This is a genomic window from Arthrobacter sp. GW460-12-1-14-TSB2, from assembly GCF_059423525.1.
The window spans coordinates 147510-169805 of the sequence record NZ_JBWKYC010000009.1 but is presented as its reverse complement, the minus strand read 5'-3'; the positions used below and the strand labels follow the sequence as shown (position 1 = coordinate 169805).

At 65.9% G+C, this 22296-nt stretch carries 22 protein-coding genes; 9 read left to right on the top strand and 13 right to left on the bottom strand.

Annotation, left to right across the window (positions count from 1 at the left end; translation table 11 throughout):
* Positions 1-445 precede the first annotated feature (445 nt).
* A complete protein-coding gene (locus AC07YR_RS13000; protein ID WP_494734204.1) occupies positions 446-1201 on the bottom strand; it encodes a ZIP family metal transporter in 756 nt (251 codons plus the stop codon).
* Between the two features lie 275 nt (positions 1202-1476).
* On the opposite strand from AC07YR_RS13000, the gene AC07YR_RS12995 reads away from it, so the two are divergent.
* On the top strand, positions 1477-2721 hold the full coding sequence (locus AC07YR_RS12995; RefSeq protein WP_494734203.1) for a flavin-containing monooxygenase: 1245 nt from the start codon (positions 1477-1479) through the stop codon (positions 2719-2721).
* A 43-nt stretch (positions 2722-2764) separates the two neighbouring features.
* On the opposite strand, the gene AC07YR_RS12990 is transcribed toward AC07YR_RS12995, so the two are convergent.
* From AC07YR_RS12990 to AC07YR_RS12980, 3 genes are all read right to left on the bottom strand, one after another.
* Complete coding sequence (locus AC07YR_RS12990; protein ID WP_494734202.1) at positions 2765-3544, bottom strand: hypothetical protein; 780 nt, start codon at positions 3542-3544, stop codon at positions 2765-2767.
* A gap of 38 nt (positions 3545-3582) precedes the next feature.
* Complete coding sequence (locus tag AC07YR_RS12985; protein ID WP_436056958.1) at positions 3583-3849, bottom strand: hypothetical protein; 267 nt, start codon at positions 3847-3849, stop codon at positions 3583-3585.
* A gap of 193 nt (positions 3850-4042) precedes the next feature.
* The gene (locus tag AC07YR_RS12980; protein WP_494734201.1) at positions 4043-4537 is read right to left on the bottom strand and encodes a hypothetical protein; all 495 of its coding nucleotides are present in this window, start codon (positions 4535-4537) and stop codon (positions 4043-4045) included.
* Between the two features lie 291 nt (positions 4538-4828).
* On the opposite strand from AC07YR_RS12980, the gene AC07YR_RS12975 reads away from it, so the two are divergent.
* The gene (locus AC07YR_RS12975) at positions 4829-5857 is read left to right on the top strand and encodes a Gfo/Idh/MocA family oxidoreductase (protein WP_494734200.1); all 1029 of its coding nucleotides are present in this window, start codon (positions 4829-4831) and stop codon (positions 5855-5857) included.
* A gap of 23 nt (positions 5858-5880) precedes the next feature.
* On the opposite strand, the gene AC07YR_RS12970 is transcribed toward AC07YR_RS12975, so the two are convergent.
* On the bottom strand, positions 5881-7512 hold the full coding sequence (locus AC07YR_RS12970) for an alkaline phosphatase D family protein (RefSeq protein ID WP_494734199.1): 1632 nt from the start codon (positions 7510-7512) through the stop codon (positions 5881-5883).
* 97 nt (positions 7513-7609) lie between these two features.
* Between AC07YR_RS12970 and AC07YR_RS12965 the strand changes: the two genes are divergently transcribed.
* Together AC07YR_RS12965 and AC07YR_RS12960 are read left to right on the top strand one after the other, a co-directional pair.
* Positions 7610-7915 carry a DUF1905 domain-containing protein gene (locus AC07YR_RS12965; RefSeq protein WP_494734198.1) on the top strand — a complete coding sequence of 102 codons (306 nt, stop codon included), beginning with the start codon at positions 7610-7612 and terminating at the stop codon, positions 7913-7915.
* A gap of 142 nt (positions 7916-8057) precedes the next feature.
* On the top strand, positions 8058-8402 hold the full coding sequence (locus AC07YR_RS12960) for a DUF6176 family protein (protein WP_055799077.1): 345 nt from the start codon (positions 8058-8060) through the stop codon (positions 8400-8402).
* Positions 8403-8528: 126 nt separating this feature from the next.
* Here the strand turns inward: AC07YR_RS12960 and AC07YR_RS12955 are convergent, their stop codons facing one another.
* Positions 8529-8690, bottom strand: coding sequence for a hypothetical protein (locus tag AC07YR_RS12955; RefSeq protein ID WP_200939319.1), 162 nt, complete (start codon positions 8688-8690; stop codon positions 8529-8531).
* A 118-nt stretch (positions 8691-8808) separates the two neighbouring features.
* Between AC07YR_RS12955 and AC07YR_RS12950 the strand changes: the two genes are divergently transcribed.
* Together AC07YR_RS12950 and AC07YR_RS12945 are read left to right on the top strand one after the other, a co-directional pair.
* Positions 8809-10611 carry an AfsR/SARP family transcriptional regulator gene (locus AC07YR_RS12950; RefSeq protein ID WP_494734197.1) on the top strand — a complete coding sequence of 601 codons (1803 nt, stop codon included), beginning with the start codon at positions 8809-8811 and terminating at the stop codon, positions 10609-10611.
* Positions 10612-10823: 212 nt separating this feature from the next.
* A complete protein-coding gene (locus tag AC07YR_RS12945; protein ID WP_494734196.1) occupies positions 10824-11753 on the top strand; it encodes a patatin-like phospholipase family protein in 930 nt (309 codons plus the stop codon).
* Positions 11754-11864: 111 nt separating this feature from the next.
* On the opposite strand, the gene AC07YR_RS12940 is transcribed toward AC07YR_RS12945, so the two are convergent.
* Together AC07YR_RS12940 and AC07YR_RS12935 are read right to left on the bottom strand one after the other, a co-directional pair.
* Entirely contained in the window at positions 11865-12068 is a 204-nt protein-coding gene (locus AC07YR_RS12940) for a cold-shock protein (protein ID WP_003806113.1), read from the bottom strand.
* Between the two features lie 163 nt (positions 12069-12231).
* Positions 12232-13419, bottom strand: a complete 1188-nt coding sequence (locus tag AC07YR_RS12935; RefSeq protein WP_494734195.1) for an FHA domain-containing protein — start codon at positions 13417-13419, stop codon at positions 12232-12234.
* Positions 13420-13643: 224 nt separating this feature from the next.
* Here AC07YR_RS12935 and AC07YR_RS12930 point away from each other — a divergent pair, with 224 nt between their 5' ends.
* On the top strand, positions 13644-14366 hold the full coding sequence (locus AC07YR_RS12930) for an SRPBCC family protein (protein WP_494734194.1): 723 nt from the start codon (positions 13644-13646) through the stop codon (positions 14364-14366).
* Positions 14367-14382: 16 nt separating this feature from the next.
* Here the strand turns inward: AC07YR_RS12930 and AC07YR_RS12925 are convergent, their stop codons facing one another.
* Together AC07YR_RS12925 and AC07YR_RS12920 are read right to left on the bottom strand one after the other, a co-directional pair.
* Complete coding sequence (locus AC07YR_RS12925) at positions 14383-15639, bottom strand: S8 family serine peptidase (RefSeq protein WP_494734193.1); 1257 nt, start codon at positions 15637-15639, stop codon at positions 14383-14385.
* 118 nt (positions 15640-15757) lie between these two features.
* Positions 15758-16456 carry a hypothetical protein gene (locus tag AC07YR_RS12920; protein ID WP_494734192.1) on the bottom strand — a complete coding sequence of 233 codons (699 nt, stop codon included), beginning with the start codon at positions 16454-16456 and terminating at the stop codon, positions 15758-15760.
* Between the two features lie 234 nt (positions 16457-16690).
* Here AC07YR_RS12920 and AC07YR_RS12915 point away from each other — a divergent pair, with 234 nt between their 5' ends.
* On the top strand, positions 16691-17416 hold the full coding sequence (locus AC07YR_RS12915; protein WP_494734191.1) for a hemerythrin domain-containing protein: 726 nt from the start codon (positions 16691-16693) through the stop codon (positions 17414-17416).
* A gap of 98 nt (positions 17417-17514) precedes the next feature.
* Here AC07YR_RS12915 and AC07YR_RS12910 read toward each other — a convergent pair whose 3' ends face one another.
* From AC07YR_RS12910 to AC07YR_RS12900, 3 genes are all read right to left on the bottom strand, one after another.
* Complete coding sequence (locus AC07YR_RS12910; protein WP_494734190.1) at positions 17515-18363, bottom strand: esterase/lipase family protein; 849 nt, start codon at positions 18361-18363, stop codon at positions 17515-17517.
* A 315-nt stretch (positions 18364-18678) separates the two neighbouring features.
* The gene (locus AC07YR_RS12905) at positions 18679-19569 is read right to left on the bottom strand and encodes an alpha/beta fold hydrolase (protein ID WP_494734189.1); all 891 of its coding nucleotides are present in this window, start codon (positions 19567-19569) and stop codon (positions 18679-18681) included.
* Positions 19570-19631: 62 nt separating this feature from the next.
* Positions 19632-20369 carry a hypothetical protein gene (locus AC07YR_RS12900; protein ID WP_494734188.1) on the bottom strand — a complete coding sequence of 246 codons (738 nt, stop codon included), beginning with the start codon at positions 20367-20369 and terminating at the stop codon, positions 19632-19634.
* Positions 20370-20657: 288 nt separating this feature from the next.
* Between AC07YR_RS12900 and AC07YR_RS12895 the strand changes: the two genes are divergently transcribed.
* Complete coding sequence (locus AC07YR_RS12895) at positions 20658-22244, top strand: alkaline phosphatase D family protein (RefSeq protein ID WP_494734187.1); 1587 nt, start codon at positions 20658-20660, stop codon at positions 22242-22244.
* Positions 22245-22296: the final 52 nt, after the last annotated feature.

Genomic DNA, 22296 nt, shown 5'->3' with positions numbered 1-22296 from the left:
AATAAATTGGTATCAACAAACTTGGCACACTATTGAGTTCTCAAACAACAGACACACCCGGCACCACCACAACCAACTTCTGGTCGCGGATCGCTCCGGAGCAACTTTCCAAACTTACCCGATCCCGGACCACCATGCAAACCGGCGTTTCCGCCAACCACAAGCACCACAGGAAGGATCCCCACCCGGTTTCCGCACGCCACAAAAGCGCCGTTTTCCAGGCCGTTCAACAAGGGGGTCGGTCGCTATCTTTCCGCATCAGCGGCGGCGACTCGAATTACTTTACACGCCACACGCACCCGGCACAAATCCACCCCCACACCACACGTGCGGGCCGCAAAACCCCGAAACGGCGGCGAATTTTGCCCAACTAGCCGCCCCAAAAACGCAAGCAGCCGGCGTCGGACTTTTATGGAGTGGGTCACACCGGGCCACGCGTCTAACCCTAGCCGCCGACGTGGTGGATGGTGAACGCCGAGAGGAAACCCACGGACGCCACCAGGCCGGTGAGGTTGTGGTGCTCTTCGAAGGCCTCGGGAATCATGGTGTCGGCCAGCATGGCCAGGATGCCGCCGGCTGCCACCGCGGTAATGAATGCGACGGCCTCAGCGGGAGCGTTCTCCAGCGCTGTGTAGCCCAGCAGGGACGCCAGGCCGCAGAGCACGGCAATGCCGCCCCAGACGCCGAAGACATACCCGGCGCTTCGGCCCGCCTTCTTCATGCCTGCGGTGCTGGACAGGCCTTCCGGCACGTTCGAGATGAAGACGGCGGCCAGCATCGCGGGGCTGACGGTTCCGGCAGTGATGAGTCCCAGCCCGAGGACCACCGACTCCGGAATGCCGTCCAGGAGGGCGCCGACGGCGATGGCCGTGCCGCTGCCGGGGCTGTCCTTCTCGGAGGGCTGCTGGCCTTTGGACCGTTTGCGGTGCTTGGCACCTGAGCGCGCCAGCAGGGCGTTGGCGCTGACGTACACCACGGAACCGGCAAGGAATCCGGCCGCCGTGGGCCACAGCCCGCCGCCGTCCACTGCCTCGTCCACCAGCTCGAACGCGAGAGCGGAGATGAGGACGCCCGCGCCGAAGGCCATGATGGAGGACACCAGCTTCGGAGGGATGGTCCACTTCCACGACAGCCAGGAACCCAGCACCAGCGCGCCTCCCGCCAGCGTTCCCCAGAACATGGCCTGCGCCCACATCGGCATGCGTACCACCTTCCGCGGCCACGGAGCCCGGGCTGCAAAAACAGATAGTGCCGGACGCTGAGCCGTCCGGACACCTCCAGTATTGTTGCAGACTCCGGCGACAAACGAGTTCAGCGGCGCTGTGCCCACCGAAAAATTACGCACGACGCCGGGCGGCCGGCTCGCGCCGCCGGCATGACGGACGCTGCAAGACGCCGGCCAAGCCTCCATCCGGCCCGCTCCGAACCCCAGCAGCACCCCCTTGAAACCTGCCCGGCCCGGCGTATGGTTTTTGCATGGGACCGATGCTGGACACCCTTGTTATCGGAGCCGGGCAGGCTGGCCTGGCCACCAGCTACTGGCTGGGCCGGACCGGCGTCGAACATCTATTACTGGAACGGCGTGCCGCCCTGGGCGGCGCCTGGCAGGACCGCTGGGATGCCTTCTGCCTGAACACCCCGAACTTTTCGCTTGCGCTGCCCGGCGGTTCCTATGACGGACCAGCACCGGAGGCCTTTATGCCGCGCGCGGACGTCGTGGAATACATGCGGCAATATGCCGCGACCATCGGCGCGCCGGTGCGGACCGGCACGGACGTCACGCGCATTGCACCGGCGGAGCACGGCGGCTTCAGCGTGGAGACCACCGAGGGAGCCTGGCGGGCGCGCAACGTGGTGCTGGCCACCGGCGGCTACCAGAAACCGAAAATCCCCGCATTGTCCGCGCGGTTCCCGGGCCACATCGTGCAGCTGCACACCGACAGCTACCGCAATCCGGAGCAGTTGCCGGATGGCGCCGTCCTGATCGTGGGGACCGGACAGTCGGGCGGGCAGATCGCCGAGGAACTGCTCGCCGTCGGCCGGGAAATCCACCTGGCGGTGTCCACCTGCCCGGAAGCGCCCCGCCGGTACCGCGGCCAGGACCTCCTCTTCTGGATGATGCACCTTGCCGAGCACGGGCCCGATTACGGACTGAACGGCCTCACCGTGGGGCAGCTGCCCTCCCCCGCCGCGCGATTCATGTGCAACCCGCTGGTTTCCGGCGCCGATGGCGGCCACGACATCCATCTGCGCGACCTCGGCCGCCAGGGCGTCCGGCTGCACGGGCACCTGGAAGCAGCCGACGACGGCGAACTCACCTTCAGCGACGACCTCCCGGAGCGCCTGGGCGTTGTTGAGCGCACGTTCTACCAGCGTATGCGGCCGATGTTCGATGCCTACATCGCCGCTGCAGGGATTACGGCACCGGAAGCGGACCCGCCGCGCAGGGACGACTGGCTGCCGTCCGAACCGGCGCGGCTGAACCTGGATGCCGCGAACATCACGTCGGTCATCTGGGCCACCGGCTACCGGCTGGACTTCGGCATCCTGGACATTCCGGTGCTGGACGAGTGGAACTACCCGCGGCATCAGCGAGGGGTCACCGAGCACCCGGGCCTCTACGCCGTGGGGCTGCCTTGGCTGACCGGACACGGTTCGTCGATCGTGGCCGGCGTGGGCCGCGACGCCAAGTACATTGCGGAGCACATCGCCGCCCGCTGACGCGGCGGCTGACGCGGGTTGTCGGAGACGCGGGTTATCCGGATCAGAGCCCGTCGAAGTCCACCGGCGCGGCCAGCCCGGCCGAGCTGAACCACTCCGTGGCCCAGGCCTGGACCGACGGCAGGGCGAGCTGCTCGGCCACGAGTTCCGGCGGCCCGTCGAACACCGATTGCCCCGCTTCCAGATGCTCCCCGGTGCCGCTCCCGGCAAGCAGCCCGAACAGGGCTGGCTGGTCCACGAAGGGAAGCGTCCCGCCGTCGCCATCGGTCAGGACGCCCCAGCGCGAGGTGAACAGCGAAAAGTCCTCCGGACGGCCGCCTTGGTCAAGCACGAGCGGACAGGTGTCGCCGTCGAACTGTATCCGCCGGTAGTTGGGCTCCGTTTCGTCCAGGGCCAGCAGCTGGAGTTCGTCCAGCCACGAAACCCACACGGTGGTGCACTCACCCGGCCGGGGGTAGGGAGCGGCGGCGATGTAGCCGGCCTTGCTCACGTGGGCGGAGTGGCCCACCGCGATGTTGCTGAGCTGCCCGCGGACCAGGGGCAGGACCGGGCTGACCGGCTGGTGGTAGGCGGCGAACTTCCGGCGCATCACGTCGGCGCTGGCATTCGAGCCGATGGAGACCACAAGGAAGCGGGAGTCCAGCGGTGCCGCGTTGGCCTCCGCGAGGGCTTCATCCAGGCCAGTGAGGTCAAGGGGCATGAAGCCGTCGCGGTCCATGACGCCCGAGGCTTCGGGCGGATCCCACGGGTACAGCAGCGGGTCGAGCCGGCCGGCGCCGGCGGCGTCCGTCAGCCCGGTGCCCGGTCCTCCGTTCGGTTCCATGCGCTGCCTCCTCGTGCTCCGGGCACGTGCTGCCGGAGTCAGTCGCCCATGCCGGGGTGGACGGGCACAAACTCGATCTTGTTTCCCGAGCTGGTTTTCTTCTTCGGCGACCGCGAATATCCCCGCGCGTCCAGGTGGTTCTGGGCGCGGAATTCGGCCAGGGCGTCGTCGTAGGCCTTGTTGAGCCTGCCGCCGGAGAGCTCCTCCGTGGTGCCGTCGGCAAAGGTGACGGCGATCCGGACTTTTTCCGGGAAGTGCCGGTTCATCCTGATGAAGCCGTCGGCGTCCTGCTGGAGATTGATCAAAGTGTGGTCCGCTTTCGTGGGTGGTGTGACTTCCAGTGTCCCGCACTTTTGGGCGGGGCGGGGCCTCCCCAGAGTAAATAGGGCCCGACGGCGGCAGCGGCCGGCCAGGTTAAAACAACCCAAGACCCGGTTTGGGGGAACCGGGCCTTGGGCGTTGCGGGCAGCCGGCGCAGCAGCTCCCCCGGGACGGGCGTCAGTTCGACATTGAAGTGACGCCGCTGGTGTACCAGCCGGTGTACGGCGACCACACGCCGTTGCTGCCTTCCTGGAAGCTGACCTTCTGGTAGATCTCCTCGTTGCCGATCTCGCCGTCCACCAGCGTGCGGACATTGTGGATGGTCACGGTTCCGCTGTACTGGTTCAGGTGGCGGCTGAACGTGGAGGTGCCCAGGTGGTCGTCGCCGTTGGGCCAGTCGTCTTCCTCCCAGCGCTGCTGGGTGATGTTGACGTAGCGGTCCGTGCTGCAGCGGAGCTGGATCTGGTAGTCCACCAGCTTCACGCCGGCGGAGTTGTGGCCGGCGAACACGGGCCGGAGCGGCGTAACCGAGCAGGCATAGTTCGTGCCGGCTGCCTGGGCCGGGGCAGCCAGGGCGAACGGTGCCGCCACCGCCCCGAGTCCGATGGCGGTCAGCAGGGCAACCTTGCGGCGGGCGGTGTAGGACTTCTTGGTGGTTGGTGCGTCGGACATGAAGGTGCTCCTGAGGGGAAAGATGCGAGTGGATGAGGCGTGCTGCCCGTTGATTCGGGGCTTGGATTGAGGCGTCGGTTCCGCCGGTATTTCCCGCGCGTTCCGATGTATCCATAGTGAATCCGGGCACCCCTCCCGCACTTCCGTGCTAGCACGGTTTCTACTCGCCGGTACGGAAGAGCCCGCCTGCCTGAGATTCGGACCCTTCCCAACCCAAGGAAGTTTGTTCTAACATAAGGACAAACTGCGCCATGCGCTAACAAACACCCTCACGGGGACGAAGGAGATCTTGTGAAACTTGGACTCGTTGGATTCGGCTTCGGCGGGCGGTTCTTCCACGCCCCGTTCATCACGGCCGCGAGCGGGGTGGAACTGGCGGGCATCGTGACCCGTTCCCCCGCCCGCCGCGCGCAGGCCGCGGAGGAGTACCCGGACGTGCCGCTCTACGATTCCCTCACCGAACTGCTGTCCGCCGGCGTGGACGCCGTAGTCATCACCACGCCCCCGGAGACGCGCCGCGAGCTGGTGCTCGAGGCGGTTGGGGCCGGTGTCCACGTCGTGGCGGACAAGCCCTTCGCCCCGAACGCCGAGGTGGGGCGCGAACTGGTGAAGGCAGCCGCGGACGCCGGCGTGATCCTCAACGTGTTCCACAACCGCCGCTGGGACACGGACATCCGGACCCTTCGCTCCGTGGTGGATTCCGGCGCAGTGGGCAAGGTGGCACGCTTCGAGTCCCGCTTCGACCTCGACCAGCCGGACACCCTCGAAGCCGGCCCCGCGGGCGGACTGCTGCGCGATCTCGGCAGCCACCTGGTGGACCAGGCGCTGTGGCTCTTCGGCCCGGCCGCCAGCGTCTACGCCACGCTCGACTGGGTGGACCTGGACGCCGGACGCACCGACTCGGGTTTCTTCGTGACCATCGCGCACCGGAGCGGCGTGAAGTCCCACGTTTCCGCCACCAAGAGCAACCGGCTGGTCGCGCGGGAACTGCGGCTGCTCGGCTCCGAGGGAAGCTACGTGTCCCAGCAGTCCGATGTTCAGGCCCTCGCGACAATAGCCGGCAAACGCCCGGCGGACGATCCCGCCGCGTGGGGTTACGAAGAGGAGAGCCGCTGGGGAACGCTTACGACGGCGGCGGGCCAGGTCCGCGTGCCGTCCGAGCAGGGCGCGTATCACCACTACTACGAGCAGTTCGCGCTGGCCGTTGCCGGTAAGGGACCCGAGCCTGTCCCGGGTACCGAGGCTGTCCACACGCTCGACGTCCTGGACGCCGCCCGGCTCAGCGACGCCGAACAGCGGTCGGTGGACATCGCGGACTGACCGACCCCTTCGGAACCACACCGTCACCGTTTCGGCTGCAGCTCCTGGCTCCAGAGGACAGTGCCGTTGGCGTTGCGGAGGCTGACGGTGAAGACGTCGTCCTTGTTAAGGTCCACGTGGCCGAAGAACTGGTTTTCGCCGCTGCGCGGTGACTGGTTGGCGTAGGCGCCGGTCTTGTAGAACACCCTCTCGGGGCCGAAGGTGCCGTCCAGTTCACCGGGGCCGAAGCTGCCAGCATTGATGGGGCCGGCCACGAATTCCCAGAAGGGGTCGAAGTCGGTGAAGCCTGCTCGCTCGGGCGAGTAGTGGTGGGCGGCGCAGTAGTGGACGTCCGCCGTCAGCCACACCACGTTTTTAACCCGGTTGCGCTTCAACGCGGAGAGCACTCCCGCGATCTCAAGCTCCTTGCCCAGGGGGGCGCCGGCGTCGCGGTTGGCGAGGGATTCCTGGTTCACCGGGCCGTCGGGGACGATCAGTCCCAGCGGAAGGTCGGCGGAGATGACCTTCCAGGTCGCCTTGGACTTGCTGACCTCGCTGATGAGCCAGTCGGCCTGCTCCTGGCCCAGGATGTGGGTGAGGTGCGTTTCCTTGCCGTCGGTGTTGGGGTCCTTGAAGGTGCGCATGTCCAGGCAGAAGACGTCCAGCTGCGGGCCGCGGGAGATCTTGCGGTAGATGCGCGCCGGTTCGAATCCCGTGCTGCCGTCGCCGATCCGGGTGCTGAGCCCGGAGATTGGCTGGTATTCCTGCCAGGCCTGGCGGCCGCGCGCGGCGAGGACGTCAATGCGGCGTTCGGTGTAACGGGCGTCGGTGATGATCTCTCCGGGGTACCAGTTGTTGTGGGTTTCGTGGTCGTCCCACTGGGCGATCACCGGCACCTCCGCGTACAGTGCGCGGACGTTGCGGTCCATCAGGTTGTAGCGGTGCCGGCCGCGGAACTCGTTGAGGGTCTCGGCCACCTTGGAAACTTCCTCGGTGACAAGGTTTCGCCAGATCTGCCCGTCGGGCTCGGTGACCTGCGAGGCGATGGGGCCGTCTGCGTAGATGGTGTCGCCGGAGTGGATGAAGAAGTCCGGTTCGGTGGCGTGCATGGCCGCGTAGCCGCGCATGCCGCCGATCTCCTCGTTGATGCCCCAGCCCTGGCCGGCGGTATCGCCGGTCCAGACGAAGCTCTGCCTGCGGGGTGCACGGCCGCTGCTGAGCAGACCGTTTCCGGGCGCGGTACTAAAGGAGCCCTGCGCGGTTTCGCCGGCGTTGCCGTCGGCGTCCTCGAAGTGCAGACTCAGCGCGAACCGCGTGCCCGACGGCAGATGCTCGGCATTGATCCGCGAGGTGAAGTCGGTGGCCTCGCTGGCGGCGCTCCCCCGCAGCACGCGCTGGAAGGCACGGCCACCACGGAGCGGCACACCGTCCTCGTCCACGGCGAGCAGGTTGGCCACCAGCCGGCCGGGGCCCGACGCCCGGGACCACAGCACGCCGGAATCGGCGGTCACATCGCCGGTGGCGATTCCGGACGGGAGGGTCAGGCGGTTGCGGACCAGCGCGACGCCGGCGTGAGCGGCGGCGGTTGAGCCTGTCGAAACCAAGGGCACGACGGCGGCAGCACCTGCGGCGGCAAGGGCACCTTTGAGGACATTTCGGCGGGTGAAAGCAGTCACGCTGCTTATCGTTGCCGGGGCGGGTGAATTGGTGGTGGCGGGGGTGTGAACCGCCCGTGGAGCTTGCCGAAACCGCAGCCGGTGCCATACTCAAGACGTGACGGCGACATATTCGTTTCGTGGCGAGCTGTGGCACTATCCGGAGGAAGCCGGGTGGCATTTCATCACACTGCCACAGGACCTGGCGGACGAAATCAGTGACGAGGCCGCTCCCTTCCGCAAGGGATTCGGCTCAGTGAAGGTCACAGCATCCATCGCGGGCAACATCTGGTCCACGTCGATCTTCCCGGAGAGCAAGAGCCGCTCGTACGTCCTCCCGGTCAAGAAGGCCATCCGGACGGCGGCCGGCATCCTCGCCGGAGACGACGTGGACGTGGAGCTGGTCCTGGAGCTCGGCGGCTGATCTTACTGCCAGGCGGCGGCAGTCGGTCACTCGCCAAAAGGCCCTATCCCGCTCCTTTCTGCAGGACTACCATGCAGGTGCACAGCCACGGTCGGACTACCCGCCGCATCAGTGCTGAAGCAACTGCGTGGAAGGACATGTCATGGAATGCATCACCTGGTTCGCGCCGATTCTGCCCGGGAAACTGGACGAGTGGAAGTCGCTCATCGAGGAGATTGAAGGCCCCCGCAAGGAGGAACACCGGCGTTCCCGCGAGCGGATGGGCCTGACCCGGGAAGTTGTCAGCCTCATGCAGACCCCGCAGGGGGACTTTGCCTGCCTGTTCCACGAAGCCGAGGATCTGGCCAAGTCCTTCCAGACCGCCGCAAACTCGGACGATCCGCACGATCAATGGTTCGGGGAGAAGATCCAGGCAATCCACGGCATCACTGCTGAGATGCTGCAGGGCCCCCTCCCTGCGTCGCTTGCTTACGATTACAAGGGCTGACGCCGCGAAGGTCGGAAGCAGCGAACGCGGGAAGCAGCGCACGACGGCGGGATGCCGGCAGCGATTGCCAGCCTCCCGCCGTCGTTCTTTTCCGTGGTTGAACGTGCTTAAAGCTGTCGGACCCGGCTAGATCCGCGGCGATGCGTATGGCGCACTGGGAAGGTTGCCCGCCGTCCACGGCGCAGTGGAACGGATGTCGGGCAGGTGACCCCGGCCGTCGGTCAAAACGGCGCGGACGGTAACGCTAAGAACCCAGAGTCCAAGAAGCAGGATGCCGAGCAGTTCCATGGTGTTGCACCTCGAGTGAGTGTGTGCGGATAGGGTGATTTCAGTGTGTCCGGCAGGCGTGTGAGCAAACGTGTGAGCCCCGCAGACGCCGGAGAGCCCGCGGCGTACCATGAGCCGTATGGCCGAGAATTGGATTCGGCTCCTCGGTCCGCCCGCGATCGAGACCCCCGGCGCAACTCCCATGCAGCCCAGAGGCCGCAAGGCCTGGGCAGTGCTGGCCTATCTCGCGTTGCAGGCGGACGGCACCGGCCGCTCCCGCACGGCATCGCTGCTGTTCCCTGATGCCGAGGATCCCCTCGGCGCCCTGCGCTGGAACCTGTCCGAGCTGCGCCGGACGCTCGACGGCGTGACGGTTGCCGGTGATCCCCTGCGCCTGACCCTTCAGCCGCCGTGGCGCTGCGATGCATTGGAAGTGGTCGATTCGGCCGGAGTTCCGGGCATTGATCCGCGGCGATTCAGCGGCCAGCTGCTGGAAGGGCTGTCCTTCGCCGATTCCCCGGTCTTTGATTCCTGGCTGGCGGACCAGCGCTACCGTCTGGACAACGTCGTCCAGTCCCTGCTGTACGAGGCAGCGCTGGCGGCCCTGGCTACGGGCGCTCCCGGCCAGGCGGCCGAGCTGGCAACGCTAGCCCTGCACCGCGATCCCTTCCACGCGGACTGCAACGCCGTCCTCGTCAAGGCGCTCGTGGCCCTCGGCGAGCACCGCCGCGCCCGCGAGCACGTCACCAAATGCGGCAACCTCTACCGCGAGGAACTTGGGCTGCCGCTGCCCGCGGAAATCCGGCGGGCGCTGTCCGATGCGGCTCCGGAGGCGGACCCCGGGATGCCGGCCACCGCAGCGACGGTGCGGTCCTATCTCGACGCCGGCGGCGCGTCACTCTGGGCAGGCGCCGTGGACCGGGGCCTCGATCAGCTGCGGCTCGCGGTGGTGCTCGCCCAGCGCACCGGCGACGCGCATTTGGTCGCCGAGTCCCTCGTGACCCTGTCCGGAGCCCTGATCCACCAGGCGGGCGGGCGCGGCGCGGAGGTGGCGGATTTCCTGCACCGCGCCCTGCAGGCGGAAGGGCCCGACGGCGCCTCCCGGACTGCCGCTGCGGCGTACCGCGAGCTGGGCTACTTGTCCGTGCAGCGCGGTGTCCCGGACCGTGCGGCCGGGTGGCTGGACCGGGCGCTGCGGGCGGCTGAGGGATTCCCGGACGAACAGGCGAGGGTCCTGGCGATCCAGGGGATGCTGGCCTCGGATACAGCGAGGTACGAGGATGCCGTGACGGCGCTGACCGAATCCGGACGGCTGGCCAGGGCGGTCGCGAACCGCCGGCAGCAGGCGTTCAGCGAGGCGCTGCTTGGCAGGGTGCACCTGCTCCGCGGTGACTTGGACAAGGCGGCTGCTTCCCTGGACCGGGCACTGATTTGGATTGCGGAGGAGCACTGGACGGCATTCGAGCCGTTCGTCGACGGAGTACGCGGTGAGACCTACCTGGCTGCCGGAAAGCTGGAGGAAGCCGCAGCCATGATCGACCGGTCCTGGGTGATGGCGGACCTGGCCGGCGACCACTGCTATATGGCCCTCGCTGCCGGCGCAGAGGCCCGGCTGTTCCTGACGCACGGCGATCTCGCCGCAGCCGAGCACTGGATAGACCGGGGGCTTGAGCCCAAGCCGTGGTACCTCTGGTACACGGCCCGGCTGCTGGACACGGCAGCGGAGGTTGCCATAGCAATGGGCTCGCCGCGGGCGTCGAAGTTCGTGGAGAAGCTCGCCGAGCTGGCCGGCCGCAGCGGAATGCGGGAGTTTGCGGTGCGGGCGCAGTCCCACCGTGCGGTGCTGGGTGATGAGGCCGCGGCGCAGGCTGTGCCGTGGCTGGCGAAGGAAATCGGGAATCCTGCGCTCGATGCGTTCCTCATGCAAAGGCACGGCGGTTGAGCCTGCCCTGCGCTTGCAGGAGGCACCCAAGATACCGGTGGCGCACCGGGTCGCGGGCGTGGTAGCTTTCGAGAGATCGTGATCTTTCGGCAGGAGGTGAGTCCCATGAACGCAGTATCCATAGTGGGCGCTCCCCCGCAGTCCACGATCGCGCGACTGAGGTAGTCGCCGCCGGGAGCGCCCAACAGGCAATTCGCGAAAGGGCGACTCCCATGAACACAACACCTTCTTCCCCTCTGAACTCCGCTGCAACGAGCGCCGGCGAGCGGGCGTTGGTCCTCGGTGGCGGCGGATCGACAGGCAACGCCTGGCTGATCGGCGTCATCGCCGGCCTCTACGATGCCGGGCTGGATGTGACCGAGGCCGATCTGATCATCGGCACCTCGGCCGGGTCGACGGCTGCAGCCCAGATAACCGGCGCGAGCCCCACCCAACTGCTTGCCAGCATCCTTTCCGCCGAACCCCGGCAACGGACTGCCCCGCTAGGATCCGACGGCGGACGCGTCCGCACCGGGTCAGCGGCGAACCATATGGAGAGAACAAGCCGCATCATCGCCGCCGCCGAGGATGCGGCCGACATGCGCCGCAGAATGGGTGCGGCGGCGCTCGAGTTGGATGCGGCGTCGGACGGTTCAGGGCAAACGCGGTGGCGCGACACCGTCGCCACCCGGCTGCCCAGCCAGCGCTGGCCCGAGCGAACGGTGCTCATCACGGCGGTCGATGCCCATACCGGTGAACCGGTGGTGTTCGACCGCCACAGCGGAGTCGACCTGGTGGACGCCGTCGCCGCCAGCTGTGCCAGTGGCTTCGCCTACAGGATCGGGCACAACGGATACATCGACGGCGGCTACCGGTCCAACGCCGACAATGCCGATCTGGCAGCCGGGTACGCACGGGTGCTGGTCCTGTCACCCTTCGGCGGCAGATCACGGACTCCGGTGAACTGGGGCATGCATCTTGCAACACAGGTCGACGAACTACGCGCACGTGGAAGCCGAGTCGAAACGATCTTCCCGGATACCGACTCCGGGCACCTATTCGGTGCCAATGCGATGGATCTGTCCCTGCGTCCGGCCGCCGCTCGGGCCGGTTACGAGCAGGGCAGCGCCCTTGCCGGGCAGCTCACCGAATTCTGGCGCTGACGCTGTAGCAGTCAGCCTGCCCACAAGAACAGCTTAAACAAAAGCAGGGCCTGCCAAATGAATGGCAGGCCCTGCTTTATGAAACCTAAACGGTCCCGGGTATCTAAGAAATTAGATAGCCTGGATGTTTACAGCCTGGGGACCCTTGGGGCCCTGCTCGGTTTCGAAGGAGACCTTCTGGTTCTCTTCGAGGGAGCGGAAGCCGGAGGAGTTGATCGCAGAGTAGTGTGCGAAAACGTCCTGTGAGGAGTCATCGGGGGAAATGAAGCCGAAGCCCTTTTCAGCGTTAAACCATTTGACGGTACCAGTAGCCATTATTTATGTCCTTCGTGAAGGTGGAGGAACTGTCCCGACTTTCGGGTCCTCCGGTGTGGGGTGTTCAAAACCGCTACTTCAGAAGAACGAGGACTTTCGACCCCGCGTACTGCCTGAACTACCAAATACAAACACAACAACGGTCTCTACTGTACACGGGTTTTCAGAGCGGCTTTACCACCGGCATCAGCGGGATGTCCTGGACGGTGATCGACCGCGGCCCGTCGAACCCCTGCATGAACACCGTCACGAAGCTGAGGGACACCGTGCCGCCCGTGTCAGGCAGCTGGCTCTCGAAGTTGATGGTCCCCTTGCGCTGTCCCCCGGGCGGTATTTCGGGCTGCCAGCTGCTGCGGAAGGCATCGGCATCGAACGTCGTCCCGTCCGGGCCGGTGAGGATGGCGTTATGGAAGAGGGGCAGCGACATGGAGCTACTGGTCCCGTTACGCACATGGATTTCCACCCGGGTGAAGTGGGCAGTGCTCTGGACGCCTAGCACGGTCACAGTGACGCCCTGCGCTTCCGTCACCACCTGGCGTGCCAGCCGCTGGGTGCCTTCCTCGTTCCCTGAGAAGTATCCGACGGCGTAGCTCGCTCCTGCTGCCAGCAGCCATCCGCCGCCACCAAGCAGGAGCAAGGTCACCAGCAACGTGGCGATAACTGGACGGGAACGCGTACGCGGCGCGGCCTCCGGGTGTCCCGGCCTCAACGGGCGTGCAGGTCTTGCCGGCTGTCCGAGGCTCGACGGGCGATACTGCGGCTTCGCCCGCTTGGGCGCCGGCTGTGGCTTGTCTTTGACGTAATCGAGCGCCTCGCCGCCCAGGGCAACAGCAAGGCCCATGGCCGGGGTGACGAACCACGTCCACGTCGGTGTCAGCTCGGTCAGGAACGCGGTCAGGCTATTGCCGATCAGCCCCACCACATTGATCGCCGCCGCGAAGAGCAGCGCCGCGCCGAGACCTTTCTTCCTTACAGCCGCCGGGGCGGGCCGACGCCCCTCCCGGCCGCCCGCCGCTTCGGGAGGTGAGCCGCCGCCGTCGTACGTCCCTTCAACAAAGCGGAGCAGCACCTGTCCGATCCCCACCTCATCGCCGTCGGCGAGCTCTTTGGGCGAGGTGATCTCATAGCCGTTGACCCAGGTGCCATTGCGCGACTGCTGGTCGGTAAGGATTGTCCGGCCGTCCAGCGAAGTCAGTTCAGCGTGGCGGCGGCTGACTCCGGACACCGGCAGGCGCAGCCTTGAGCCTTCGCCGCTGCCGATGGTGGTCGTGCCGTGCGGAATGCGGATCCGGCGTCCCGCCGCCTCGCCGTTGACGACCACAAACTCGTCCCGCAACCCCGATGCATCCACGACTTCCCCGACCAGCCAGGAGGGCGCCGGCCCCCGAAAGGAGAAAAACCGCCCCCGGCGCTAGCGGACGGCATACAGCAAGTCTCCTCGCGGCGCGCGGGGCTGACAAGAATGAAAAAGCCATTCACGACGGCGGGTGGCGGGGACTTTCGGCACTTCCCCGGCTGCGGGACCGCGCGGAGGCTGTGAGTGTGGCGGCTGCTACCACTAGGCAGGTGAGCGGGATGGTAAATCGCACGAAGCTGCTGGTTCTGGGCGGAGCACTGGGCGTCAAGGTTGCGGCCTATCTGGTGTGGCGTCCGGCCATGCTGCGCTGGGGGACGCAGGGTGGGGAAGCCGTTGAGCCTTTGCCCGGCGAGGGTCATGTACCCCGTCCAGCGTTCCAGAGCACGCGGGCCATCACCATCGACGCGCCGCCGGAGCGCGTTTGGCCGTGGATAGTGCAAATGGGGATCTACCGCGCCGGCTTCTACACCCACGACCTCGTGGAACGGGCGATGTTCCACGCCCGGTACGTCGAAGGAAAGCACTCGGCGACGCGTATTCACCCGGAGCTGCAGGACCTCAAGGTCGGCGACCTGGTGCCTTATGGCGGTGGCGTCTACGCGACCGTGGCGGAGATCGAGCCACACCGGCACCTCGTAGCGGGAGAAGCGTTTGTACTGCGTCCTCTCTCGGGAAACCGCACCCGCTTGATTGTTCGGTGCCGAGGGATGGGTTACATCAGTGCTGCGGCTCAGGGTGCCGCGGCCGATGCCCCGGCGCTGACCAAGGCCATCGCGTTCGCCCTTCATCGTGTGCCCGGCGCAATGCTGCTGGCCCGCGGCATGGACTTCTTCATCGGCGACCCGCTGCACCACTACATGGAAGTCGGCATGCTGCGCGGCATCAAGCAACGCGCTGAAGGGACGTACGACGGCGGCTATGCCGCCGGCGTTCGTCCCTAAGGGCAGCCTCCCGCGGCTAAGGGCAGGTCCCAGCGACGGCCTTGAAGGCGTTCACGCGGCCGTTCGCCCAGAAGGATTCAGTGCCGGACTTTCTCTCGGCGGTTGATTCGACCTTTGCGCGGACGTCAGCGTTAGTAGGGCAGGCCTGCGTGCTCCAGACGAGAGCGGCAGTGGCGGCCACGATCGGCGAGGCCATTGAGGTGCCGCTGGCAACGTCATAGCCCATGGCCCGGCCGTTCTGTGTACCCAGGACGAAGGGGTGGTTCGGGAAGGTCGAGTAGACGTTGACACCCGGCGCCGCGATATCAACCCACTTGGCGCCGTAGCTTGAGAAGGATGCTTTGTCGTCCCTGTTATCCGTTGCAGCGACTGCAATAACGTTGGGGTAGGCGCCCGGGTAGATCTGGGCCGGAGTACCGGCGTTACCGGCCGCGGCCACCAGCACCACACCCCGATTCCAGGCGTTGTTGACGGCCGTCTCAAGCGTGCGTGAAGAGACGCGCAGTCCGAGGCTCATGTTGATCACCTGGGCCCCATTGTTCACGGCCCAGTCGATGCCCTTGGCAATGGCTGAGCTGGAACCGGACCCGTTGTCGTTGAGAACCTTGACGTCCAGGATGCTGCAATCCGGGCACACGCCTGCGACACCAATATTGTTGTTGCGGATGGCAGCAACGATGCCGGCGACGTGGGTGCCGTGGCCGTATTTGTCTTCGCCGGTTGCCGCATCACTGAAGTTGGCGCGTGCCACAACCTTCGGTGCGATATCGGTGTTGTCGATCGCCACACCTGAATCGACAATGGCAACCCTCGTGCCGCCGCCGGTCGTAACACTCCATGCTTCGACGGCGTCCACATCGGCGTCCACCGTGCCCGCGGCCACAGTCATCGTGCTGAGCGTGTTGCTAAATGATTGGCCGTCGTTTTGCAGAGCATATTGGCGGGGAAAATATTGGTCGTCGGAATCGGCAGTAGCAGTCTGGTCCGGCTCGGCATACTCAACTGCCGGGTTCCGGCTTAGGGCCTCGACAAGGTTCAATTCTTTGCCAGCCGGCACTTTGATGAGTTGAGCACCGGTGCTGCCGATACCGGCGCCCTCCTTGAGCCCATGCTGGCGAAGAACGCCGGCTGCCGCGCCATTGTCGCGGAATTTAACCATGATTTGTCCCGCGATATGTGACGGCGCCGAAGCCGCGTTGCCCGGGACCGCTGCGGCAATTCCGCTGAGGCCCATGATTACTGCTGCGACACCGGCTACCAGGATCTTTTTCATTCAGTTATCTTGCGGCAGAATTCGCCCACTGGATAGTGCCTTTTGGCAATTCACAATTGCCGATTGGCGGCCGTTTCATCACCGCGCAACTGCGTCTGCACTTCGGCCCACAGGTGCATTACTTGAGGCTGAGGACCTCGTCGATCGGGCGGCCGTTGACGAACACTCGGGCGTTCGTGGCCCCGGCCGCGGCCATGGCGGTGTACACCAGCTGTGCCTTGGCGCGCGGGATGTCGCACACGCCGCCCAGCATGAACTGCCCGGTGAGGTAGATGGTGATTGTGCCGCCCTCCAGCTCACCGCCGACGTAGCTGAGGTTCGACTGGTACAAGACGTTCACGAGCCCTGACAGTCCGACGTTGCGGTTCTTGTTCGCGAGCAGGGTCCCGATGCTGGGGCCCACCTGGTCCGTGAAACGGACCGGGGCGGTGGTCGTGGCGACGAGGCTGTCGCCGCAGCCGATCCTTGGCCCGGAAATGCCGTTGTCGTCGATGGCGACGTAGTAGATGGTCAGCGGGGCCACCTGCTCCGGGAGCCCGGTGGGTGTTGGTTCCTGCGCGGCCGGCGGGCTCGCGGGGGTGGACGACGGCGGGGCAGCCGCTTTAGGAGTCGTGGTGACCGACGGGCTGGCCGCGGACGGTCCCGCTGTCGTGGGAGACGCGGACGGGCTCGCTGTCGTGGGCGACGCGGTCGACGTCGTGGGCGGGGCGGCGGAGCTGCTTGTGGGCGCCGGGGTCGGCGGGCCGAAACAGGCCGAGAGCGAGAACAGGGTGCAGAGCCCGAGAACGCTGAATGCCGTAAGCCTGGGCCTGGTCATGATGCCCCCTTTTGTGCGGGCCCAGCATTTTCGGAGCCCAGCTTCAACCTACGCCGGAACCGCCCTCCAAAACAGGGACTTTAGTCCGACGCCAAGGCACGCTCACCCGGCCGGACGGGTTAAGCACCCCCGGCGAAACTAGGCGGCCTGGCCATTGTTCGGTATGACGGCGGGCGATACGATGCTGCCGGGGAGAGGTCCTGGTTTCGCTTGATTGCCGTTAGGGGCCACCCAATGACTGACTTCTTCACTATGCAGCCCGGCGAGACCGCAGCTCCGCTACCACCTGGGCCCGTTCTTTGCACCGGGACGGCGGCCATGCGGCGCATCCACCGCTTTTTCCTTTGGGCCTATGACGAGGCACCGGGCCTTGTGCGTTCCGCAGCGGCCGGTGACACCTCCCGCGCCGCCTACGTGGGCGAAGTACTCGGCAACTTCGACAAGGTGCTGCATATCCACCACGAGGGCGAGGACCTGCTGATGTATCCGCGACTGACGGAGCGAGCACCGGCGTGCGCGTTGCACGTTGCGCAGATGCTCGAGCAGCACCGGCAGGTCACACAACGGCGTGAGGGAATCGAGCCAATCCGCCTCCGATGGATGGAGACGGCTGACGCAGAGGCCGGTGAGGAACTCGCCACGCGCTACGAGGACCTGTCCGCAGTCCTCAAAATGCACCTGCGCCGCGAGGTCACTGAGGTAATGCCCGCTGTGGACAGGGTGATGGACGAGAAGGAAATGAACGGAGTTGGCCAGCACGGGATCGAGCAGTTCGACAAGAAGTTCATGGTCGCCTACCTCGGCATGGTGCTTGCCACGAACCCTCCCGCAGACCGGAAGGAGCTGTTCAAGGAGATCCCTCCGCCGGTCCGTCTTGCTTACCGTCTCGTGGGGCGCAGGATGTATCGGCGGCAGTACTCCACGCTCTTCCCGGGGCGCACGATTCCCGCCACACTCTAATCGGTTCGACGCCCTGAACTCCCCCAAGTAGTCATGACGACGGCGGGCGGCCGGCTTTGCTGCCGGCCGCCGTCGTTAGTTAGTTGTTCTGCCGACTGCTAGATGCAGGCGGGCTGATAGGCCGGGTCTGCAGGACCCGAAGGCTTGCCAAGTGCATGGGCCACGATCTGGTGAACCACCGGGTCGTTCGGCGTCTGGTCGTGCTCGAAGAGATCGGCCGGGCACTTGTCCTGGATGGTGATGTTCGTGACCTGTTGTGCCGCGCCGCTAAGGAACTGGCTGTTGTAAGGAATGACCACTTCGTCGTGGACCGTTGAGATGACGGTGTACGACGGTCCTGCCACGGTGTCGCCGATGGAGTTGAGCTTCTGCATGAATGCCGATCCCGCCTGCTGGTCGGCGCAGGCTGCACAGCCCAGGCCGGTGTAGTCCGGATCCTGTACAAAGCCCGGCGGCGGGACGATGACGCCCTCGGTGCCGTGGTTGGAGGGTGCGATGCCAATGAGCTTATTGACGTTCTTGGCACCGCCGAGGAAGCCCATGTAGTAGCGGGGCATCATTCCGCCCTGGCTGTGGCCCACAAGATCCACCTTCTTGGCGCCGGTGGCAGCACGCACCGCGTCCACGAACGGGGCAAGTTCCTGCGCGGAGTCGGCAACCGGGGCGGTGGCATATACGCCGTTCGTCTCGCCGTAGTTGAGGGCGAAGACGCAGTACCCGGCGCTCTTGAGGTACGGCGACAAGGTGGACCAGTTCTTCGCCATGCTCTCAAACGTTCCAGGCACCAGGATGACCGGATACGGATGCTCAGCGGTTGGTTTGCAGGACCAGTCGTTGGCTCCCGGCGGGGCAACGTCCAAGGTGCCCGCTTGGGCTGGAGTAACCGTGAGGGACCCGGCAAGGACGGCGGCTGCGGCGATGGACAGAGCTTTGGATAGCAGTGACATAGAAACCTCTTTGTTTACGTGTCAGCGGGGGCGGCCGGCGGTGATGGTCGTTAGGGGCCATCACGCATCGGCCGGTTTCCATGCTAGGCAGCACTGCCGTTCCACCTGGGCCGGGCTGCACGAACGTGCGCCAAAAAAGCATCACAAGGCGGAGCACTCTCCCCCGCCGCAAACAGCCCAGTTTGGAATGTTGTTACTGGTCAGTAGCTGTTTCGCCTGCACTTAGCCCTTGAGAGAGCTCTCATGGGCCTGTGCACAAACGTGCATCTCCAGCAAAATCCGTTCACAGATGGCAGGCCGTTATCCGCCCGCCATCTACCGGTCCGGCCGCAGCGCGAAGAACCGCAGAGCCCTGTCGGCAATCAGCTCAGGTCGGTGGTCTGCGAGGAAGTGGCCCTCGCCGGGAAGGATCTCCGTGGTCACGTTGCCCCCGTGCCCGGGCCGGTGGCCCATCTCCTGAAGAGTCGCGGACGGCTCCCTGGCACCGATGAGGGCGAGGGTCGGCACCGTGAAGTCGCGCTTGGCGTACGCCCCGAAAATGATGGCCATGAACGCCGGGAGGATCGTGCCGCGGTAGAGGGCTGAGCCTGCCCGCGCCCTCTCGGGCTGGGCCATCCCAACCCCGTAGAGCTCCATGTCCTCCTCCGCCACTCCGCCTGCGGGCTCGAAGGCCGTGAAGAGGTGCCGCGTGAACTTATCGTTCCGCTGGAGACGCGGACCGATTATTGGAGCCGCGAGCGCGAAGGCGTGCCAAAGCTTGGGGAAGAGCCCCAGCAGCCTGGCGTTTGGCCTGATGTGCATGTCAGGGGTACCCGTGACAACGAGCGCCTCAACCAGATCGGGCCGTTCCATGGCCAGGAGCTGGGCAACAACGGAACCCCAGTCATGAGTGAGAAAACGCGCCCGCGGGATATCCAGCTCGCCCATGAGCAGGATGATGTCTTCGATGAGGGTCCGGGCGTTGTAGCCGTCCGCAGGTGCATCGGTCCAGCCGAAGCCGCGCTGGTCTACGGCAATCACCCGGTAGTGCTCGGCCAGGCGGGGAATGACGCCGTGCCACTCCCACCAGTGCTGCGGGAATCCATGGAGCAGGAAAACCGGCTCCCCGTTCCCGGCCTCCGCGATATGCATGTTTAACCCGCGCACATCGATCCACCGGTGGGTCACACCGTCGAGCTGCGGCATGGCCGCGACTGTGCCTCGCATGAAACCCAAGGTATTACTCAGGGGCTGAACCTGTCACCACTTTAAGGTGGAAGAGCAAACGGCTACGGAACGCCGGCCGCCTGTTCCGCTGCTGCCAGAGTCTGCGAAAACCTGTCCACAGCCAGCTTGTAGTCCGCCGGGTTGCCTGTGGTTCTTTCTTGACCAGCGGTGTGCCTAGCCCTGATCATTGCCGAGGTTGTCGGGAGGGAGGCATCAGTCATGGCGGGAAAATCGAACTGCAATTGAGGGTCCATCTCGTATTGGCGCCATCGGCGCTCAAGCAGATCGTGACGGTCGGCAGTACGCCCGTACTCCCTGACATCCGCGAGAGAACGGTGAGCCAACAACCCCGCGTCAGCGCCCGCGGCCAGGGACACCGTCCTGACCGCCTCGGACTGGCGGCCAAGGGCTTCTTCGGTCCCCAGGGCCAACGGCGTAACGCCCTTTTGGATGAACTGGGCGTTGTACTGGTACGCCCGGATCTCCGCCGGCGTCATGTAGTCCAGGTCGCCGGGAGATTTCCTGGCCAGCTCCTTGGAACCATAGCGGCTCGCTACGCTGCTGCGAGGGACCGGGAAGAGGAACTTTCCCACGAAAAAGCCGATAGCGATGGCAATCCAAAACGCCAAGCTGGGAAAATCCAACGCTGATGCCGCAACCGCCGCACCCACAGTGCAAGCGGCGTGGCCACCCGAAAAGAGGACCTTGGTGCGGCCGAGCCGGTACACCCGGCGGGGACGGTCCAGTTGTTTCTCGTGGAATGCTTTGAGCGTGGCAGTCCATTCGCTGGCGTTGCTCACCAGTCACTCTCCTCAGTCATGATGACGACATCGCTGTCGACGCTGACACCGGAGACGTGCTGCTGCTCGGCCGTGCCGCGGGCAAACTCCGACACCGGTGTAGGACTTGACCGGTACGGCCCCCCTGCCCAAAGATACCTCTGCGGAACCGCGACCCGGACGCGGTAGTGGGTAATGACAACGAGTAACTCCGGACCAAAGCCACCTCGACAATCTTTGTCACGCAGTTAACCGCCCATTCAGACTGTCCTCACAGCCTGTCCAACCGGCCTTCCTACGGTCTCATCCATGGATAACATCTCACGCAGATCCCTTCTTTCCGCCAGCCTTGGGGCCGGCCTCGTGGCCGCCCTGCCGGGTGCAGCGTTCGCCACGTCAACCGCGGACGACGCCGGTCTCCGCACCGATCCGTTCATGCTCGGCATCGCTTCCGGCGAGCCGTGGCCGGACGGCTTCGTGATCTGGACCCGCCTGGCCGTTGACCCCGTAGCGGAGGACGGTCTGGGCGGCATGCCCTCCCGCAACGTCGCGGTGGCGTGGGAAGTGGCTGAAGACGCAAGCATGCGCACTGTAGTAGCCCGCGGCGTCGAGCACGCCCGGATCGAAACCGCCCACTCGGTGCACGTCGAACTCAAGGGCCTGCGGCCCGGGCGGGAATACTTCTACCGGTTCCGCGCCGGCAAGCACATCAGCCCGGTGGGACGCACCCTCACCAGCCCGGCGCTGCATGAGACGCCGGCGGCGCTGGCCATGGCATTCGCCAGCTGCGCGCAGTTCGAGCACGGCTACTTCACCGCGTACTCCCGGCTGGCGCAGGACCACCCGGACCTGGTGCTGCATTTGGGCGATTACCTGTACGAGTACAAGAAGGACAGCTACGTGATCGGCGGCGGCAACCCGCGCGACCATGAGGGTCCCGAGACCACCAGCCTGGCCGGTTACCGGCAGCGGCACGCGCAGTACAAGGCCGACGCCGACTTGCAGGCCGCGCACGCCATCGCACCTTGGCTGGTGGTGTGGGATGACCACGAGGTGGACAACAACTGGGCGGACGACGTCCCGGAGAACGAGGACGCCGGGCAGCTGAACGACACCACCGAGCATTTCCGGCAGCGCCGCGCCGCCGCGTTCCAGGCGTACTACGAGAACATGCCCCTGCGGGCCTCCTCGGTGCCGGCGGGTGCCGACATGAAGATCTACCGGACCCTGCAGTGGGGCCAGCTGGCCAACTTCCACATGATGGACACCAGGCAGTACCGGGACGACCAGCTTGCTGGCGACGGCTGGAAGAAGAACGTCACGGAACGCCTCGCCGAGGACCGCACCATCACCGGCGCTGAGCAGGAGAAGTGGCTGCTGGACGGGTTCAGGAACTCTACCCAGCGCTGGGACATCCTGGGCCAGCAGGTCTTCTTCGCCGAAAAGGACCGGAACGCGGCGCCGGAGATCGACGACGTCTCCATGGACGGGTGGGACGGCTACGCCGCCTCCCGCCGCCGCATTACCCAGGGCTGGGTGGACGCGAACGTCCGCAACGCCGTCGTCCTCACCGGCGACGTGCACCGCAACTGGGCCAACGACGTCAAGGTGGACTATAAGGACCCTGCCTCCCCCGTGGTCGGCTCCGAACTGGTCTGCACCTCCATCACCTCCACCGGTAACGGCACCGGCTCCACAGTCGATCCGGTAATGCCCTGGAACCCGCACCTGAAGTTCTACAACGACAACCGTGGCTACGTGAACACCCGCATCACCAAGAACGCGTTGACCGCGGACTTCCGCACCCTGGACTACGTCACGACGCCGGGCGCCCCCGTTTCCACGAAGGCATCGTTCGCGATCCAGGACGGCGTGCCGGGGCTGCAGGCACGGTAGCCGAACAACCCCTGCACCAAGGAGGCGGGGGGGGGGGGGGGGGGGGGGGGGG